This is a genomic window from Nocardiopsis ganjiahuensis DSM 45031 (genome assembly GCF_000341085.1).
Lineage (GTDB): Bacteria > Actinomycetota > Actinomycetes > Streptosporangiales > Streptosporangiaceae > Nocardiopsis > Nocardiopsis ganjiahuensis.
Genome location: NZ_ANBA01000007.1, coordinates 390,949 through 406,679 on the forward strand (window position 1 = coordinate 390,949; position 15,731 = coordinate 406,679).

General features: G+C 69.3%; 15 protein-coding genes and 1 pseudogene. 9 read left to right on the plus strand and 7 right to left on the minus strand.

Annotated features, from left to right (window positions below):
* Positions 1-2: 2 nt before the first annotated feature.
* Entirely contained in the window at positions 3-1,070 is a 1,068-nt protein-coding gene (locus tag D458_RS0108470) for an AAA family ATPase (protein ID WP_017586302.1), read from the minus strand.
* A 258-nt stretch (positions 1,071-1,328) separates the two neighbouring features.
* Between D458_RS0108470 and D458_RS0108475 the strand changes: the two genes are divergently transcribed.
* Positions 1,329-2,450 (plus strand): calcium/sodium antiporter, encoded by a 1,122-nt coding sequence (locus D458_RS0108475; protein ID WP_026119112.1) that lies wholly within the window; start codon positions 1,329-1,331, stop codon positions 2,448-2,450.
* Between the two features lie 280 nt (positions 2,451-2,730).
* The gene (locus D458_RS0108480) at positions 2,731-3,447 is read left to right on the plus strand and encodes a hypothetical protein (protein WP_026119113.1); all 717 of its coding nucleotides are present in this window, start codon (positions 2,731-2,733) and stop codon (positions 3,445-3,447) included.
* Positions 3,448-3,652: 205 nt separating this feature from the next.
* On the opposite strand, the gene D458_RS0108485 is transcribed toward D458_RS0108480, so the two are convergent.
* A complete protein-coding gene (locus D458_RS0108485) occupies positions 3,653-4,285 on the minus strand; it encodes a helix-turn-helix domain-containing protein (RefSeq protein WP_017586304.1) in 633 nt (210 codons plus the stop codon).
* A gap of 520 nt (positions 4,286-4,805) precedes the next feature.
* Between D458_RS0108485 and D458_RS0108490 the strand changes: the two genes are divergently transcribed.
* The 4 genes from D458_RS0108490 to D458_RS0108505 all read left to right on the plus strand — a co-directional run bounded on the left by D458_RS0108490 (position 4,806) and on the right by D458_RS0108505 (position 9,560).
* Positions 4,806-5,573, plus strand: coding sequence for a HipA family kinase (locus D458_RS0108490; RefSeq protein WP_017586305.1), 768 nt, complete (start codon positions 4,806-4,808; stop codon positions 5,571-5,573).
* Positions 5,570-5,998: a DUF3037 domain-containing protein gene (locus D458_RS0108495; RefSeq protein WP_017586306.1), complete on the plus strand. Its 429-nt coding sequence runs from the start codon at positions 5,570-5,572 to the stop codon at positions 5,996-5,998. Before D458_RS0108490 ends, D458_RS0108495 begins: the two co-directional genes overlap by 4 nt.
* A 156-nt stretch (positions 5,999-6,154) precedes the next feature.
* Positions 6,155-7,399 carry a multidrug effflux MFS transporter gene (locus D458_RS0108500; protein ID WP_086002504.1) on the plus strand — a complete coding sequence of 415 codons (1,245 nt, stop codon included), beginning with the start codon at positions 6,155-6,157 and terminating at the stop codon, positions 7,397-7,399.
* Between the two features lie 142 nt (positions 7,400-7,541).
* Complete coding sequence (locus D458_RS0108505; protein WP_026119115.1) at positions 7,542-9,560, plus strand: AMP-binding protein; 2,019 nt, start codon at positions 7,542-7,544, stop codon at positions 9,558-9,560.
* 68 nt (positions 9,561-9,628) lie between these two features.
* Here D458_RS0108505 and D458_RS0108510 read toward each other — a convergent pair whose 3' ends face one another.
* Positions 9,629-10,276, minus strand: coding sequence for a LuxR C-terminal-related transcriptional regulator (locus D458_RS0108510; RefSeq protein ID WP_017586309.1), 648 nt, complete (start codon positions 10,274-10,276; stop codon positions 9,629-9,631).
* Positions 10,228-11,499 carry a sensor histidine kinase gene (locus D458_RS0108515; protein ID WP_017586310.1) on the minus strand — a complete coding sequence of 424 codons (1,272 nt, stop codon included), beginning with the start codon at positions 11,497-11,499 and terminating at the stop codon, positions 10,228-10,230. The genes D458_RS0108510 and D458_RS0108515 overlap by 49 nt, the downstream gene beginning before the upstream one ends.
* 356 nt (positions 11,500-11,855) lie before the next feature.
* Here D458_RS0108515 and D458_RS0108520 point away from each other — a divergent pair, with 356 nt between their 5' ends.
* The 3 genes from D458_RS0108520 to rnhA all read left to right on the plus strand — a co-directional run bounded on the left by D458_RS0108520 (position 11,856) and on the right by rnhA (position 13,810).
* Complete coding sequence (locus D458_RS0108520; RefSeq protein WP_017580370.1) at positions 11,856-12,299, plus strand: SMI1/KNR4 family protein; 444 nt, start codon at positions 11,856-11,858, stop codon at positions 12,297-12,299.
* 111 nt (positions 12,300-12,410) lie between these two features.
* Positions 12,411-13,076 (plus strand): peptide deformylase, encoded by a 666-nt coding sequence (gene def / locus D458_RS0108525; RefSeq protein ID WP_017586311.1) that lies wholly within the window; start codon positions 12,411-12,413, stop codon positions 13,074-13,076.
* 260 nt (positions 13,077-13,336) lie between these two features.
* The gene (gene rnhA / locus D458_RS0108530) at positions 13,337-13,810 is read left to right on the plus strand and encodes a ribonuclease HI (RefSeq protein ID WP_017586312.1); all 474 of its coding nucleotides are present in this window, start codon (positions 13,337-13,339) and stop codon (positions 13,808-13,810) included.
* A 142-nt stretch (positions 13,811-13,952) separates the two neighbouring features.
* Here the strand turns inward: rnhA and D458_RS37885 are convergent, their stop codons facing one another.
* From D458_RS37885 to D458_RS0108545, 3 genes and pseudogenes are all read right to left on the minus strand, one after another.
* A complete protein-coding gene (locus tag D458_RS37885) occupies positions 13,953-14,963 on the minus strand; it encodes a hypothetical protein (protein WP_017586313.1) in 1,011 nt (336 codons plus the stop codon).
* Between the two features lie 91 nt (positions 14,964-15,054).
* Positions 15,055-15,519 carry a redox-sensitive transcriptional activator SoxR gene (soxR, locus tag D458_RS0108540; RefSeq protein ID WP_017586314.1) on the minus strand — a complete coding sequence of 155 codons (465 nt, stop codon included), beginning with the start codon at positions 15,517-15,519 and terminating at the stop codon, positions 15,055-15,057.
* 9 nt (positions 15,520-15,528) lie between these two features.
* Positions 15,529-15,731, minus strand: a pseudogene (locus D458_RS0108545) (ABC transporter ATP-binding protein); the annotation flags it as partial.

Sequence of the window (15,731 nt, forward strand, 5' to 3'; positions counted from 1 at the left end):
CTCTACCTCTGCGAGGCGAAGGAGGCGGTCTCACCCGTGGGGGGTTCGTCCCAGATCACCCGGGGCGCGGGAACGGTGGACAGGATGCGGTCGACCACCTGGTCGGGGGTGATCCCGTCGGCCAGGGCGTCGAAGGTCAGGACCAGGCGGTGCGCGATCACGTCGTGGGCGAGCACCCGCACGTCGTCGGGGAGCACGTAGTCGCGCCCGCGCAACAGCGCCAGGGCCCGGGCGGCCGCGACCAGGCCCAGGGTGGCGCGCGGACTCGCACCGACCTCGAGCGACTGGCGCAGGTCGGCCATCTGGTAGTTCTCCGGCTCACGCGTGGCCATGACCAGGCGCACCACGTAGTCGGCGATCAGCTGGTGGACGTGGACGCGCTCGGCGTCGGCCTGGAGCTCGCCCAGGGTGACCGGGTCCAGGACCTGGTGCGCGGTCGGCGGCGTCGAGGTCATCCGGCGCAGGATCTCCATCTCCTCGTGCGCCTGGGGGTGGCGCACGGTGACCTTCATCAGGAACCGGTCGCGCTGCGCCTCGGGGAGCGGGTAGACGCCCTCGGACTCCACCGGGTTCTGTGTGGCGATGACGATGAAGGGGGAGGGGAGCGGGTAGGTGGTACCGCCGATGGACACCTGCCGCTCGGCCATGACCTCCAACAGGGCCGACTGCACCTTGGCCGGGGCCCGGTTGATCTCGTCGGCGAGCACGAAGTTCGCGAAGACCGGTCCGAGCTCCACGTCGAACCGTTCGGTGGAGGGGTGGTAGATACGCGTGCCGACGATGTCGGAGGGGACCAGGTCGGGAGTGAACTGCACCCGCGAGAACGAACCGCCGGTGACCTTGGCCAGGGTGGACACCGCGAGGGTCTTGGCGATGCCGGGGACGCCCTCGATGAGGCAGTGCCCCTGGGCGACCAGGGCGATCAGGGAGCGCTCGACCATGCGCTCCTGGCCGACGATGACCGTGGACACCTCGTGCAGAGCCGCGCGCAGCAGCCGGGTCGGCTCGCCCGGAGTGCTCTCCGGCCCCGGTGCGGAAGCGGAGCCGTTTCCGGGTGAGGTTTCTGCCATGTCCCGCCTTCCCAGACTTGGCGCCCCGTGTGGGAACGCCGGTAAGGAGTAGCTTGTGGTTCACCTGTGGCGACACTACCTGTTTAGGTGCTCTCGGTCCGGTAGACAACGCGAGACCGGGACAGGGACCGACGGTGGGACCCGAACGAGCCGGGGAGGGGCGTGACATGACGGCGCCACCGGGTGGGGCACCCTCCGGAGGGACCCGACCCGGGATAGGTTGGGCGCGGTGTGCCGGGCGTCCTGTGGAGGGCTGAGTTGAGTGGGCTGACGGCCTTGGGACTGATCCTGGGTTTCGTGCTCCTGATAGTCGGAGGAGAGTCGCTCGTTCGGGGAGCGAGCTCGCTGGCCCGGACCCTGGGGATGTCCCCGCTGGTGGTGGGGCTGACCGTGGTGTCGTTCACCACGTCCGCACCTGAGCTCGCAGTCAGTGTCGGCGCGGTGTTCGACGGTTACCCGGGGTTGGCCGTGGGCAACGTCGTGGGCAGCAACATCGCCAACATCCTGTTCGTGCTGGGGGCGGCGGCGCTGGCCGCGCCCTTGGCGGTGAGGTCGCAGGTCGTACGCACCGACATCCCGGTGATGATCGTGCTGTCCGCGGGGATGTTCCTCCTGGCACTGGACGGAACCATCAGCAGGTTCGACGGCGTCCTGCTGTTCGCCGCGCTGTTGGCCTACGTCACCGTCACGGTGGTGCTCTCCCGGCGTCGGGCCTTCGCCGTTACCGCTCCGCTTCCCGGGACCGGTGACGTCGCGCCGGGCCCGGAACGCGGTTCCGGCGCACGTGCGCTCCGCGCCCTGGCCGACCTCGGCCTCGTGGTCCTGGGGGCCGCCCTGCTGGTGGCGGGTGCCAGGCTGCTGGTGGACGCCGCCAGCCAGATCGCGGCTCAGCTTGGGGTGAGCGACCTCGTCATCGGGTTGACCGTCGTGGCGGTCGGCACGTCGCTGCCGGAACTCGTGACCTGTGTCGTGGCGGTGGTCAGAGGCCAGCGCGACCTGGCCTTGGGCAATGTGGTCGGCAGCAACGTGTTCAACATCGGAGCTGTGCTCGGACTGAGCGCCGTGGTCGCCCCCGAGGGGATCGAGGTGGCGGCCAGCGCTCTTCGGTTCGATATACCGATCATGTTCGCGGTGGCGCTGATACTGCTGCCCATCGCCTTCACCCACCTCGCCGTGGCGCGGTGGGAGGGCGCGCTGCTCCTGGTCTTCTACTGCGCCTATATCGGCTACCTGCTCCTGGAAGCCGGGGGGTACGGGGCGCTCGACCTCTACGGTGCGGTGATGCTGTGGTTCGTCGTGCCCGTCACGGTCGTGTGGCTCGTCCTGACGGCCATGTCCGAACTGGGCCCCGAACGCGGCCGGCGGGGGAGGAGGCCGTGAGCCTGGGTCCGAGGGCAGGTGGCGCCCCTGCGGGAGCGGAGCCGTTTCCGGGTGAGGTTTCTGCCATGTCCCGCCTTCCCGGACCCGGTGCCCCGTGTACGGACGCCGATGAGGAGTAGGTTGTGGATCAACTGTGGCGGCACCACCCGCTGAGGTGCTCCCGGTCCGGTGGCGGACGCGGGAGCGAAAACGGCACGGACACGGAGAACGGCACGGGTACGCGGTACAGCACCGGGCAGGGAACGCATGGGATCGGCCCCGACGGGGGAAGGGACGTGACATGACGGCGCCGACAAGAGGGCTGAACGACGTCGACCCGCGTCAGCTCGGCGGGTACCGGCTGCTGGGAAGGCTGCACGAGTCCCGGCTGGGCGTGGTCTACCTGGGCCGGGATGCCGCCGGGGAGAAGATGAGCGTGGCGATGCTCAACGACGCCGCGGGCATCGACGAACCCACCCGGGCGCGGTTCGCGCGCGCGGTCCGCGACGGCTCCGGAGTGGTGTCCGCGCGGACGAGCGGACGCTCGGCGCTGTGGGTGGCGGTGCCCTACGAGGAGGGCGGCGCCGGGGCCGACCACTTCCTGGAGGAGGCCGGCCGGGGCGGACCCGTGGTCCGGCAGGGCCCTGTGGTGATGCCGCACTGGGCGGGGGAGCGGGGCGGGTCGGCGGTGCGCTGGGCGCCCTGGGCGGGGCGCCGGGACAGCGCGGTGGCCACCGGTGACGCCAACTGGTGGCTGATCGGAGGCCTGGGCGCGCTCCTGCTGCTGCTCCTGCTGCTGGTGTTCTTCCTGTACGCGTGGATGATGCAGTTCCCGCCGCCGGAGATGCCGACCTCGGGACAACCCGACTTCGAGCAGTCCGAGCCCGCCGAGGAGACCGAGCCGAGTCCCTCCTCGGAGGAGGGTGAGGGGGAACCGGCCAGCCCGGTTCCCACCGTCCCGAACCCGGGTGAGGACGGCGGCGACGAGTGGGGCGAACAGCCCGAGGACAACCTCTAAGAGGCGGAGTTCGTCTGTCGGGGGTGTGGTGTCGTCCTGCACACCGATGTCAACGCTTCACGCGACCTCGCCCACCGGGGCGAGGCGGTGTGGATCGCGGGTCGCCCGTCAACCGCGCCCGCGCCCTCCAGACAGGAGCAGCGGTGTCGGACGCGGGAGGCCGGACCCACCGGCCGGCTGAGCGCCTCCCCGCAAGCCCGTGGCTTCAGTCACGGGTGGTCGGCCGCTCAGCACCGGGCGGCTCCTGTGTGTTCTCCTTGCGCCTGGGACGGGCTCTGAGGTGGGCGCGTTCGCCCTGGCTGCCGAAGAGCACGAGCAGCTCCACCGCTTCGTCGTCGGCGGCCCCGAACCAGTGCGGCATGCGGGTGTCGACCTCGACCGCCTCGCCGGGGGTGAGCACCATGTCGTGCCGGCCCAGGAGGCACCGCAGGTTCCCGTCGAGTACGTAGATCCACTCGTAGCCCTCGTGGGTCTGGGGATCGGGTTCCCGGCCGGCGGTGCCGGCGGGGATGACGAGTTTGTACGCCTGGATACCGCCGACCCTGCGGGTGAGCGGGACCAAGGTCATGCCGTGGCGGGTCACGGGGCGCATGTGGACGCGGGGGTCCCCGGTGGGCGGCGCGTCCACGAGTTCGTCGAGGGTGACGCTGTGGACCCGGGCCAGGGGGAGGAGGAGTTCCAGGTTGGGTCTGCGGTCCCCGGACTCCAACCGGGACAGGGTGCTCACCGAGATACCGGTCGCCTCGGACAGCTCGGCGAGGGTGACCTCGCGCCGTCGGCGCAGTTCACGCAGCCGCGGGCCGACCGCGGAGAGGGTTTCGTCGAGGGCGTCGTCCATGCCCCCAGCTTGCCAGGGCGGCAGCGACGGGCGCGCAGGAGGAAGTGCCGGGGCAGGGGAGCGGGGCGGTTGCGGCGGAGGTGTGTCCGGTGGGGGAGAGCGGTGCGAATGCTGAGGCGAAGGGAGGAGGGGAGGGGAGAATGCGGCTCCCCGTTCCGCTCGGCGGAGAAGAGGGCACAAGGCCACGTGAAGAAGGGTTTCGGAGGTGCGCGTTTCGGGTGCGCTGCCGTTCGTGTTCCTCTGTAAATCTACGTCGTAAAGGTGGTGCAGCTGTTCTATAGAACGAGTAGTAGTGAAAAACGAATTCGCGCGGCTACGCCGCCCGCTTCCCAACTTTCCGTTCCGGAGAGGTTCGGCGTGTCGGGGCGAGGAGCACCGGTACCTAGAACGTGTTCAGCCTTGTTTAGCCGGACGCGGAGAAGGGTTCGGCAGTGTCCGGGTGGGTCGGGGAGGACGGGTCTTCTGTGTCCGTTACAGCGATCCCGCCGTCGGTGGAACGCGAGGGCTCCGTGCGGTGCCTATGCTGGCCAGCGTGCTGAAAAAGGTGATCGCGACGCGGTACGTGCTGCCGCTGCGCGAAGGAGGTTCGCTCCCGGGGTTGGTCGAGGCCGACGACCTGGGAATGTACGTGGTCAAGTTCATCGGTGCCGGTCAGGGGCGCAAGACCCTGGTGGCCGAGGTCGTCGCCGGTGAGCTGGGCCGGGCCCTGGGGCTGCCGGTTCCGGAACTGGCCCTGGTGGAGTTCGACGCGGTCATCGCCCGCGGCGAACCGGATCCGGAGGTCCAGGTGCTGCTCAAGGCCAGCGGCGGGCTGAACCTGGGGATGGACTTCCTGCCCGGTTCCCTGGGGTTCGATCCGCTGACCTTCGAGGTGGACCCGGCCTTCGCCGGGCGGGTGCTGTGGTTCGACGCCCTGACCGGGAACGTGGACCGTTCCTGGCGCAATCCGAACATGCTGCTGTGGCACGGGCGGCCGTACCTGATCGACCACGGTGCGACGCTGATCTTCCACCACAGCTGGGCCAACGCCGAGAAGTTCGTCGGCCGGGCCTACGACGCCTCCGACCACGTGCTGTCGGGGGCCGCCCCCGACCTGGCCGCGGCGGACGCGGCCCTGGCCCCGCTGGTGGACGAGGACCTGCTGCGGGAGGTGGTGGGTCTGGTGCCCGACGAGTGGCTGGTGGACGAGCCGGGCTTCGCCTCGGCCGGGGAAGTGCGTGAGGCGTACGTGAAGCACCTGGTGGCCCGTGTGGCGGACCGTTCCTGGCTGCCGGAGGTGTCCTCGTGAGCGAGCGGTACACCACGGTGACCACCGGACAGGTGGGTGTGGAGCGGGAACGCGCGGTGTTCGAGTACGCGCTGCTGCGGGTGATCCCGCGGCTGGAGCGCGGTGAGTGCGTGAACGCCGGGGTGATCGTCTACTCCCAGGAGCGGGCGTTCCTGGCGTCGCGTTCGGCCCTGGACGAGGTCAGGCTGCGGGCCGTGGACCCGGAGGTGGACGTCGCGGGGGTGCGGCGTGCGCTGGAGGCGGTCGAGGTGATGTGCCGGGGCGGTGCCGAGGCGGGGCCGGCCGGCCGTGAACGGCCGGGGCAGCGGTTCCGGTGGCTGACCGCGCCCAGGAGCACGATCGTGCAGCCGGGGCCGATCCACGGCGGTCTGACGGCGGATCCGGCCGCCGAGGTGGAGAGGCTGCTGGACCGGTTGGTGCGGTGACCGCGGCTCGGACGTAAGGGACGTCACAGGGTTTTCGGGGGTCGGGTGGGGAGCGAAAACCTCCCTTTCGGTGTTGATATGGAGTGGTCCATGTCTGTGGGCACGCTCCCACCACCCCTCGCCTGACTTCGAACTGGAGTGCCTGTGCAGTCCCCAATGTCCCCCTCTGTCGCCCCTGAGCAAGAGGCACGTCCGAATCCGCCGCGGTCGCGCAAGTCGCTCGCGCTGTTGGTGCTGGTCCTCGGTGTGCTGACGGCCACGGGGCCGCTGGCGACCGACATGTACCTTCCGGCCTTCCCCCAGATCACCCGGGAACTGGGGGCGACCGAGGGACAGATCGGGCTGACCCTGACCGCGATCATGCTCGGGTTGGCCGTGGGGCAGTTGATCATCGGTCCGATGAGTGACGCCTGGGGCCGCCGCGGTCCGCTGCTGGTGGGTGTCGCCCTGTTCACGGTGACTTCGGTGCTGTGTGTGTTCGTGCCGAACGTGACGGTGTTCATCGCGCTGCGTTTCCTGCAGGGTGTGGCCGGCGCCGCGGGTGCGGTGGTGGCCCGGGCCGTGGTGCGTGACATGTTCCAGGGTGATGACGCGGTGCGGTTCTTCTCCCGGCTGGCGCTGGTGATGATGTTGGCCCCGCTGCTTGCGCCGCTGGTGGGTGCGCAGTTGCTGCTGGTGGGTCCGTGGCAGCTGAGTTTCTGGGTGCTGGCGGCGATGTCGGCGCTGAGTTTCGTGCTGGTGCTGTTGTGGCTGCCCGAGAGCCTGCCGCCGGAGTCGCGGCGGAGTCAGGGGCCGCGTCAGCTGGCCTCGACCGTGTGGGGGCTGGTGCGTGACCGGAGGTTCGTCGGTCCGGTGCTGACGCTGGGGCTGAGCTTCGGCATGCTGTTCACGTATGTCTCGGCGTTCTCGTTCGTGTCGCAGAACGAGTTCGACGTGTCGCCGCAGACCTATGCGTGGTTGTTCGCGGTGAACTCGTTGGCGTTGATGGCCGGGACGCAGAGCAACGGTCTGCTGGTGGGCCGGGTGGACACTCCCCGCCGGTTGTTGATGGGTCTGGTCCTGGCGCTGGTCGCTGTGGTGTCGTTGCTGGTGGTGGCTCTGCTCGGGGTTTCGCAGTTGTGGGTCGTGGTGGCCCTGCTGGCGTTGATGATGCTCAGTGTCGGGTTCATCATGCCGAACGCGACGGTGTCGGCTCTGGACGGGCAGCCGGTGGCTGTGGCGGGTACGGCTTCTGCGTTGATGGGGTCGTTGCAGTTCGCTCTGGGTGGTTCGGTGGCGGCGATGGCGGGGCTGACGCCTTCGGGTGAGGCCTCGTTGGTGAGTATGGCCGTGGTGATGGCGTCTGTGGCGGTGCTGTCGTTGCTGGCCTTCGTGTGGGCGGCTCGGGTAAAGGTCCGATGAGCCCAGGTGTCTTGTGGTTTTCGCCTAAACGCTGAGGTTGCCGTTCGGTGGGGAAATGGGCACAGTAGGGCACAATTCCCCGATTGAGGCGGGCGGGAATCGTGTTGGACCCGCCTTCTGACGTAACAGAGGATGAGTGGGTATGGGCGAGACCCCTGGTTCGTTGGCTCGAGCACATTCCGGGTTGAGCGACGTGATCTATGAGGTGGCGACCTCTGACGCGCACGCGCACGTGTTCTCGGTCCTGGAGGGCGAGGGCTGGGAGCGCCGGACGGCCGGGGAGTTCGCGACGGAGGTGACCGCCCTGGCCAAGGGGTTGGTCGCGGCCGGTGTGGCGGAGGGCGACCGGGTGCTGTTGGTGGCCGGTTCCCACCACGACTGGGTGCGGGTGGCCTACGCGGTGTGGTCGGTGCGGGCGGTCCTGGTGCCGCTGCCCGCGGTGGCCTCGGCCGAGCGGGTGGCGCACGTGGTGCGTCAGACCCGCCCGGCGGCCGCTGTGGTCGAGGGTGAGCGCCAGTACCGGACCGCGGTGGGGCTGCAGCGCGAACTCCCGGACCTGGGGCGTGTGTGGCGCCTGGAGGAGGGGCTGCCCGAGCTGGTGAGCCTGGGGACGTACATGGACGCCTCGGCGGTGCGGTTCCGGCGCGATGAGGTGGTCTCCGAGGACGCCGCGGTGGTGCTGTACCCGATGAGTACGGTCTCGCGGCAGACGCGGGGTGTGGTGCTCTCGCACGGTGCGCTGTTGGTGGCGGCCGCGGATCTGGTTGACCGGATGTGGCCACGGTTGTCGGAGTTGCCCTCGGGCAGGGCGAGTGCGGTGTTGGATCTGCCGTTGTCGGAGCTGCCGGGGTTGGCTTCGCTGGTGGCGTGTGTGGTGGGCCGGGTGCGGGTGGGGCTGGTGGCTCCTGGGCGGTTGCGGTCGGAGCTGACACGGTTCAAGCCGACGGTGCTGGTGTGCCAGCCGAGTCTGTTCGAGCGGGTGCACGGTGCGGAGCGGGAGAGCGCGCACTCCACGGACTGGGATTCGGTGGGCACGTTCAACGCGGCCATGGACGCGGCGGTGCAGTTCGACCAGTCGCCGAAGAAGGGTGCCTGGCAGCGGTTGTCGCGGTCGATGTACGACTGGTCGTTCTCGAAGATCCGGGACCTGCTGGGTGGTCGGGTGCATCTGGCCGTGTGCTGGGGCGGCGGACTGTCGGAGCGGTTGGACAGTTACTTCAGCGGTGTGGGTGTGCCGGTGATGCAGGTGTTCGGGTTGCCGGAGACGGCGGGTGTGTTCGCCGCCAACGCGCCGGGGGATCGGGTGCCGGGCACGGTGGGGCAGGCGATGCCGGGCCGTGAGGTGTGGGTGTCGCGCGAGGGTGAGCTGTACGTGCGCGGTGGTGCGGTGTTCCTGGGCTACTGGGCGGACGGTGAGGGTTCGCGGGCGGCGTTCCGTGAGGGCTGGTTGGCCACGGGGGTGTCGGCCGAGACGGATGATGAGGGGTTCGTCCGGGTGCGGGGGCGGTTGCGGCCGCAGGCGTCGATGGCGGAGGTGCCGGGGCGGTTCGTGCCTCGGGGTGCGGCTCCGGCTGTGGAGGCGGTTCCGGTGGTGATGGCTGAGCCCGTGGTTCGCCCGGAGCCCCGGGCGGGGGCTGCGGGTGCGCTGCCGGCGGTGGAGGCCACGCGGGAGTTGGAGGTGGCTCCGGTGGCTGAGCCGGTGGAGCGGTCGCGGGCGGGCACGGGTGAGTTCGCGGCGGTGGCCGGTGGTGAGCGGTTGGACGATGCCGAGGTGGTGGCGGGGTTCGAGGCCCGGTTGCGGGCGCATCCGCTGATCAGTCAGGTGTTGGTGATCGTGGAGGGTCGGCCGTTCGCGAGTGCGTTGGTGACGTTGGTGCGTGACCAGTTGGAGTACTGGCGGTTGGTGAACGGGCGTCCGTTGTCGATGGCGCCGGAGGAGATCGCGGGGGATCGGGATCTTCTGCGTGAGGTGCAGGGGTTGGTGTACGAGGCCAATCGGAGTGTGCCGCGGCATTTGGCGGTGCGGTCGTTCCATGTGTTGGCGGAGGAGTTCACGGTGCAGTCGGGGTTGGTGCATCCGACGGGGGAGTTGCGGCGTGAGGCGGTGTTGCGTGCGTTCTCCGAGGAGATCGACGGGTTGTACCGGGTGCGTCGTGATTAGCGTGGTGTGGTGTGTGTAGTTCTTGAGTGGGTGTGTGGCCGCGGTCCGTTGGGGACCGCGGCCTTTTTCTATTGGCCGTTGAGGTAGGCCAGGACGGCGAGGACGCGGCGGCTGTCGTCGGAGGAGGGGGGCAGGTCGAGTTTGGTGAAGATGTTGTTGATGTGCTTGCTGACGGCTTTTTCGGTGATGTAGAGGCGTCCGGCGATGGCGGAGTTGGAGCGGCCTTCGGCCATTTCGGAGAGGACTTCGCGTTCTCGGGGGGTGAGTTGGGCGAGGGGGCCGCTCTGGTCCTGGCGGGCCAGGAGTTGGGAGATGACGGCGGGGTCCATGGCGGTGCCGCCGGCGGCGACGCGGCGGATGGCCTCGATGAACTGGCCGATGTCGAAGACGCGGTCCTTGAGGAGGTAGCCGACGCCGCCTCCGTCGTCGGAGAGGAGTTCGCGGGCGTAGAGCTGTTCGACGTGTTGGGAGAGGACGAGGATGGGCAGGCCGGGGAGTTGGGTGCGGGCTCCGATGGCGGCTTGGAGGCCTTCGTCGGTGAAGGTGGGGGGTAGGCGGACGTCGACGACGGCGACGTCGGGTCGGTGTTCGATGAGGGCTGCGTGTAGGTCGGGTCCGTTGTCGACGGCGGCCACGACGGTGAATTCGTGGGCTTCGAGGAGTCGGATCAGTCCGTCGCGGAGGAGGGCAAGGTCTTCGGCGATGACAACGCGCACGGGATCTCCAGGGTCACGATGGTGGGTCCGCCTGTGGGGCTGGTGATGTTCATCGTGCCATCGAAGGCGTCCAGGCGGCGTGCGATGCCGGAGAGGCCGCTTTCGGGTGTGGGTCTGGCGCCTCCTTGTCCGTTGTCGGTGATGGTGATGACCAGTCGTTGGCGGCCGTGGTTGATGTGGACCCAGGCGTGGGTGGCGTGGGCGTGTTTGGCGGTGTTGGTGAGGAGTTCGGCGATGGCGAAGTAGGCGGCGGATTCGACGGGGTCGCCGGGGCGTCCTTGGAGGCGGGTGGTGACGGTGATGGGGAGGTGGTGGGTGAGGGCGAGTGCGTGGACGGCTCCGTCGAGTCCGCGTTCGACGAGGACGGGTGGGTGGATGCCGCGGACGAGGTCGCGGAGTTCGGTGAGGGCGTGGCGGGTGGTTTCGCGGGCTTCGGCGAGCATGTGTTTGGCGGTGTCGGGTTGGGTGTCGATGATTTGTTCGGCCATGCCGAGGTTCATGCCGAGGGCGACGAGGCGGGCTTGGGCTCCGTCGTGGAGGTCGCGTTCGATGCGGCGGATTTCGGCGGCTTGGGTGTCGATGGTGTCGGCGCGGCTGGTGGCGAGGTGGGCGACGCGTGCGGTGAGTCGGGCTTTTTCGGAGGGGGCGAGGATGAGGCGGGTGAGTTTGGTGTAGGCGCTGATGGTGAGGGGGGAGAGGGCGTAGGCGAGGAGGAGGGTGAGGGTGGCGGGGATGAGGATGATGAGGGCTTGGAGGGGGGTGTGGGGGGTGATGAAGCCGTAGAGGTCGGGGAGGTAGGGCCAGAGGAGGAGGGCGTAGAGGGTTTGGTAGAGGGCGTGGGCGTAGAGGGCGTAGCTGGTGAGGGCGAGGGTGGTGAGGAGGGGGGCTGAGGTGAGCCAGAGGAGGTCGCGCCAGGTGGCGGGGTCGGTGAGGATGATGCGGACGCGGGCGTGGACGCCGGTGGGTGGGAGGGGGTGGTAGGCGGTGTGGACGGGTTGGTGGGGGTTGATGCGGGTGAGGGTGGTGCGTTGGGCGTTGGCGATGGTGCGCAGGGTGGTGGCGGTGAGGATGGTGAAGGGGAGGCCGATCCAGATGAAGGTGAGGAGGGCGGAGGCGATGACGAGGGGGAGGAGGAGGAAGGCGGCGATGTTTTGGGAGATGAGGAGGAGGATGTAGGCCAGGGTGGTGAGGGGGCCGGCTCTGTGGGGGCTGGCGGTGGCCATGGTGGTCTCTTCCGTCGTGGGTGGTGCGCCTTCCTTTTCTATTTTGGGGGGTGGGGGTGGGTGGTTTCGGGGGTGGTGGCTCCCCTTGTTGGTGGGTGGGGTGTGGTGGGGTTGGTGGTTTTCATTGTGTGCGATTGGTGGTGTTGTGTGCACGCACGGTGACTTTTTTGGCGGTTCTGGGGCATTGGTGGGTGAAAGGTGCGGGAGGTGCGGGGGTTGGGGGTGCTGGTTCGGGGGTTTGGGGGTGGGTGGTTGTGGGGTCCTGATGGTGTTTTGTGCGGGTTGGGGGTGGGGGTTCGGTGGATTTTCGGCGCAACTCGCCGCCCGCGATTTCCCGTGTCTTGCCACGACCTGTGATGATCGTGGGTGTGTGGCGTGAACTGATCCTGGAGATGTATCCCGAGGCCGATCTGAGTGATCCGGCTGACGAGGTGACCCTGGCCGAGGTCGAGAAGCACTTGATGCTGCCCTTGCCGTTCGAGTTGGCCTCTTTGTTGAGGGAGACGGACGGGGTGACCAACGAGTACGGGGACGCGGTGGTGTGGAGTGCTCGCCGGTTGGTGGAGGACAACCTGGCGATGCGTGGGGAGCCGGACTATCTGGAGTTGTACGCGCCCTTCGACGAGATGATCTTCTTCGGTGATTCGGACATGGGTCCGCAGTTCGCCTACGTGCACACGGACTACGGTCCGGGGATCGTGGTGTGGGATCATGAGAGTGACCGCAGGCGGCTGGTGGTGGTGTCGTTGCGGGACTACCTGGCTCGGTGTTTCATCCAGGGCAACGCGTGGTTCCGTTAGTTGTGGGTGTGGGGCCTTGGTGCGCTGGTGACCTGCCGGTTCGTGCTATTTTTCATGGTTGGTGGTGTTGTGGCCGCCAGATCCCCTTGAGCCCGCCTTGAGAGAAGGACCATGTCGGAGCAGTCCATGCCCGTGCCCGTTACCGTTGTCCAGGGCCGGGAGGTGTCGGACTTTCCGGAGCTGGCCCCCGAGGCCGCCCGGGGCCGTGTCCTGCGGGTCACGGTGACCGGTGAGGAGGTCCTGCACCGGGTCAACGCCGATGTTCCCGAGTCGATGCTGGGCGGCGCCGAGCTGTCGCAGCTGATCGACGACATGTTCGTGACGATGTACGCCGCCGAGGGTGTGGGGTTGGCCGGCAACCAGGTCGGTGTGGACCTTCGGGTGTTCGTCTACGACTGCCCCGACGACGACGGGGTGCGGCACGTGGGGCACGTGGTCAACCCGGTTCTGGACGAGCGCGATCTGGACGATCCGGTGGTGGTGGAGAGCGAGGGGTGCCTGTCGGTGCCGGGGCCGCACGCGGATCTGGGGCGGGCCGAGCGCGCCACGGTGCGGGGTGTGGACAAGGACGGCAACGAGGTGGTGCTCACCGGCAGCGGTTACTTCGCGCGGTGCCTGCAGCACGAGACCGACCACACCTTCGGCAAGCTCTACATCGACCGGCTCTCGGCGCGTGAGCGCAAGCGGGTGCTGAAGAAGATGAACGAGATGGCCGACAGTGTCTTCGCCCGTCGCGAGGAGCGCGCCCAGGAGTTGGAGCGTGAACTGGCCGGGTAGTTCTTCGGTCCTGGGCGGGGGCGTGTCGGGTTCTTCCCGGCGCGTCCCCGTCTTCGTGTTCAGGGGTGATCACTGTGGGTAGGTGGGGTGGTGGTCATCAACTGGTCGGTGGCGTCGGGTCCCGGGGGCGCCTTTGGTCGGGCCGGTGGTCCGCAATGGTTGGTTTGTGGGCTCCACTGGTGTGGATTGGCGCCGAAAGTGGCTCTTGTGGTGGGGGCTGTGGCCTTTTTGTGACCCGGGTTGGCGGTAGATTGCCCGGCATGCACAACGGGGACGAGGTCGACCAGGGGTCGACGGAACGCGTGGTCATCTACACCGACGGGGCCTGCAGCGGCAACCCCGGCCCGGGGGGCTGGGGGGTGTGGCTGCGCTACGGAGAACACGAACGCGAGCTGTTCGGCAGCGAGGCCCAGACCACGAACAACCGGATGGAGCTGATGGCGGCCATCCAGGCGTTGGAGAGCCTGACCCGCGAGGTGCCGGTGCTGTTGCACACCGACTCCTCCTACGTCAGCAACGGCATCACCTCGTGGGTGCACGGGTGGAAGAAGCGCGGGTGGAAGACCGCGGACAAGAAACCCGTGAAGAACGTGGACCTGTGGCAGCGCCTGGACGAGGTGGCCGCACGCTATGACGTGGAGTGGAAGTGGGTGCGCGGGCACAGCGGCGACGAGGGCAACGAGCGCGCCGACGAGTTGGCCCGGCGCGGGCGTGATGAGGCCGCCGGGTTGTAGGCGCCGACCCGGGGCCGGCCCGGCCCGGTCGGGTCATGGGTCTGGTGGGGGCGTGAGCCCGTGCGGGGTGCGGGCGGGTGCAGGAGTGTGTGGCGGCGGTGCCCTGTGGGGGTGCCGCCGCTTCGTCGTGTGCGGGGGTGGTTCAGCGCCGTTGGCAGGTGGGGCAGGCGGGTCGGGTCCGGCGGGCATAGGCGTAGGTGGCCACGGCCAGGCCGGCGCCCCAGATGACGTAGGAGCCGATGCTGGCCCACCAGAACCAGTCCGGGTAGCTGGGGTCGTAGGCGTCGGTGCCGCGCAGGATCAGACCGGCGAGGTTGAGGCCGAAGTAGAGGTTCATGCTGATGGCGGCGAAGAGGGCGGGCAGGAGCAGGAGGGGTCGGGGCAGGGGGCGGTGGGCCAGGAGGGGGACCCAGGCGGGCCAGATGCGGCCGAAGCGGTGGACCAGGGCCAGGGGGAGCAGGATGCCGGCGGAGGCCAGGAGCAGGAGGAGGCCGGTCATGGCGGCGGCTGCGGTGGTGGGGTCGGGAGGGGTGATGGGGGTGTCGGGGCCGGTGGTCAGGGCCTGGGCGCTCAGGCGGGTGATGAAGGCGGCGATGGTGAGGTAGGCGGCGGCGTAGGCCCAGGGGGGTGTGTGGTGCAGGGCGGGGCGGGTGCGGGGGGTGCGTCCGCAGGTGGTGCAGTCGGCGATCCAGCGGCGGTGGGCGGCGCGGGTGGTGGCGGCCAGGAGCAGTGCCAGGGCCAGGGCGCCCAGGCGGGTGGCGAGGGCCAGGGGGTGCAGGGCGATGCCGGAGGAGTTCAGGAGGAGGAGGCCGACCACGTCCAGCAGGAGGAGGACGGTGGTGGCGGTGGTGAGTGCGGCGGTGGTGGCGGCCGCGGTGATGAGGGTCTTGGGCAGGCGTGGGGGGTGGGTGCGGGCCAGGAGGGGGGTCAGGGCCAGGGTGGTGGCGCCCAGGGTGATGATGCCCCAGTCGGAGGCGATGAGGAGGTCGTCGCCCACGGGTGGCAGGTGGGGGCGGGTGTGGGTGAGGGTCCAGTACAGGCGTAGGGCGGTGTAGAGGGCGGCCCAGAGCAGGGTGGTGAGGACGAGGGCGCGGGGTGGGTCCTGGTGTGGGCGCGTGGTGGGTGGTGCGGGGTGGGTGTGTGCGGTGGTCATGTCTTTCAGGGTGGGTGTTGGGGGTGGGGTGGGGCCTCCCTCCGGGGTGGGGTGTGTCTCCCCCGTGCGGGGGAGGGTGCGGGTGGGGTGTTCAGTCCTCGTCCTTGAAGGGGTCGACCATGAGGCGGCGGGGGCCGGGGCCGGCGGAGGCGAGTTCGTCGTCGGGGTTGGACAGTACGCAGGTGTCCAGGGACAGGCAGCCGCAGCCGATGCATCCGGTGAGGTCGTCGCGTAGGCGGATGAGCTGGGTGATGCGGGCGTCGAGTTCGTCGCGCCACTGTGCGGAGACCGCGGCCCAGTCGGCGCGGGTGGGGGTGCGGTTCTCGGGGAGTTGTTCCAGGGCCTGGCGGATGCGGGCCAGGGGGATGCCCACGCGTTGGGAGATGCGGATGAAGGAGACGCGTCGGAGGGTGTCGCGGCGGTAGCGGCGTTGGTTGCCGGTGGTGCGGCGGCTGTGGATGAGGCCCTGGCGTTCGTAGAAGTGCAGGGCGGAGACGGCGACTCCGGCGCGTTCGGCGACCTGGCCGACGGTGAGTTCCTTGGTGATGGGTGGCACGGGCCCAGTTTAGGGCGTGGTGGTGGGTGGGGCCGGGGTGCTGTGGAGGGCGTACAGGCGTGCGTAGGCGCCGCCGCGGACGAGGAGTTGGTGGTGGGTGCCGGTTTCGGTGGTGTGTCCGTCTCGTAGGAGGAGGATGCGGTCGGCGGTGCGGGCCATGGCGGGGTGGTGGGTGAGGGTGAGGTGGGCGGTGGTGGGTGTGGGTCTGGGGG

What these genes read in the sequence shown, in the direction of transcription:
- D458_RS0108500 (WP_086002504.1), top strand. Translation starts at nt 6,155, where the DNA reads ATGTCCCCCTCTGTCGCCCCTGAGCAAGAGGCACGTCCGAATCCGCCG.
- D458_RS0108485 (WP_017586304.1), bottom strand. Translation starts at nt 4,285, where the DNA reads ATGGACGACGCCCTCGACGAAACCCTCTCCGCGGTCGGCCCGCGGCTG.
- D458_RS0108470 (WP_017586302.1), bottom strand. Translation starts at nt 1,070, where the DNA reads ATGGCAGAAACCTCACCCGGAAACGGCTCCGCTTCCGCACCGGGGCCG.
- D458_RS0108515 (WP_017586310.1), bottom strand. Translation starts at nt 11,499, where the DNA reads ATGGCCACCGCCAGCCCCCACAGAGCCGGCCCCCTCACCACCCTGGCC.
- def (WP_017586311.1), top strand. Translation starts at nt 12,411, where the DNA reads ATGTCGGAGCAGTCCATGCCCGTGCCCGTTACCGTTGTCCAGGGCCGG.
- D458_RS0108520 (WP_017580370.1), top strand. Translation starts at nt 11,856, where the DNA reads ATGATCGTGGGTGTGTGGCGTGAACTGATCCTGGAGATGTATCCCGAG.
- D458_RS0108480 (WP_026119113.1), top strand. Translation starts at nt 2,731, where the DNA reads ATGACGGCGCCGACAAGAGGGCTGAACGACGTCGACCCGCGTCAGCTC.
- D458_RS0108505 (WP_026119115.1), top strand. Translation starts at nt 7,542, where the DNA reads ATGGGCGAGACCCCTGGTTCGTTGGCTCGAGCACATTCCGGGTTGAGC.
- D458_RS37885 (WP_017586313.1), bottom strand. Translation starts at nt 14,963, where the DNA reads ATGACCACCGCACACACCCACCCCGCACCACCCACCACGCGCCCACAC.
- rnhA (WP_017586312.1), top strand. Translation starts at nt 13,337, where the DNA reads ATGCACAACGGGGACGAGGTCGACCAGGGGTCGACGGAACGCGTGGTC.
- D458_RS0108490 (WP_017586305.1), top strand. Translation starts at nt 4,806, where the DNA reads ATGCTGGCCAGCGTGCTGAAAAAGGTGATCGCGACGCGGTACGTGCTG.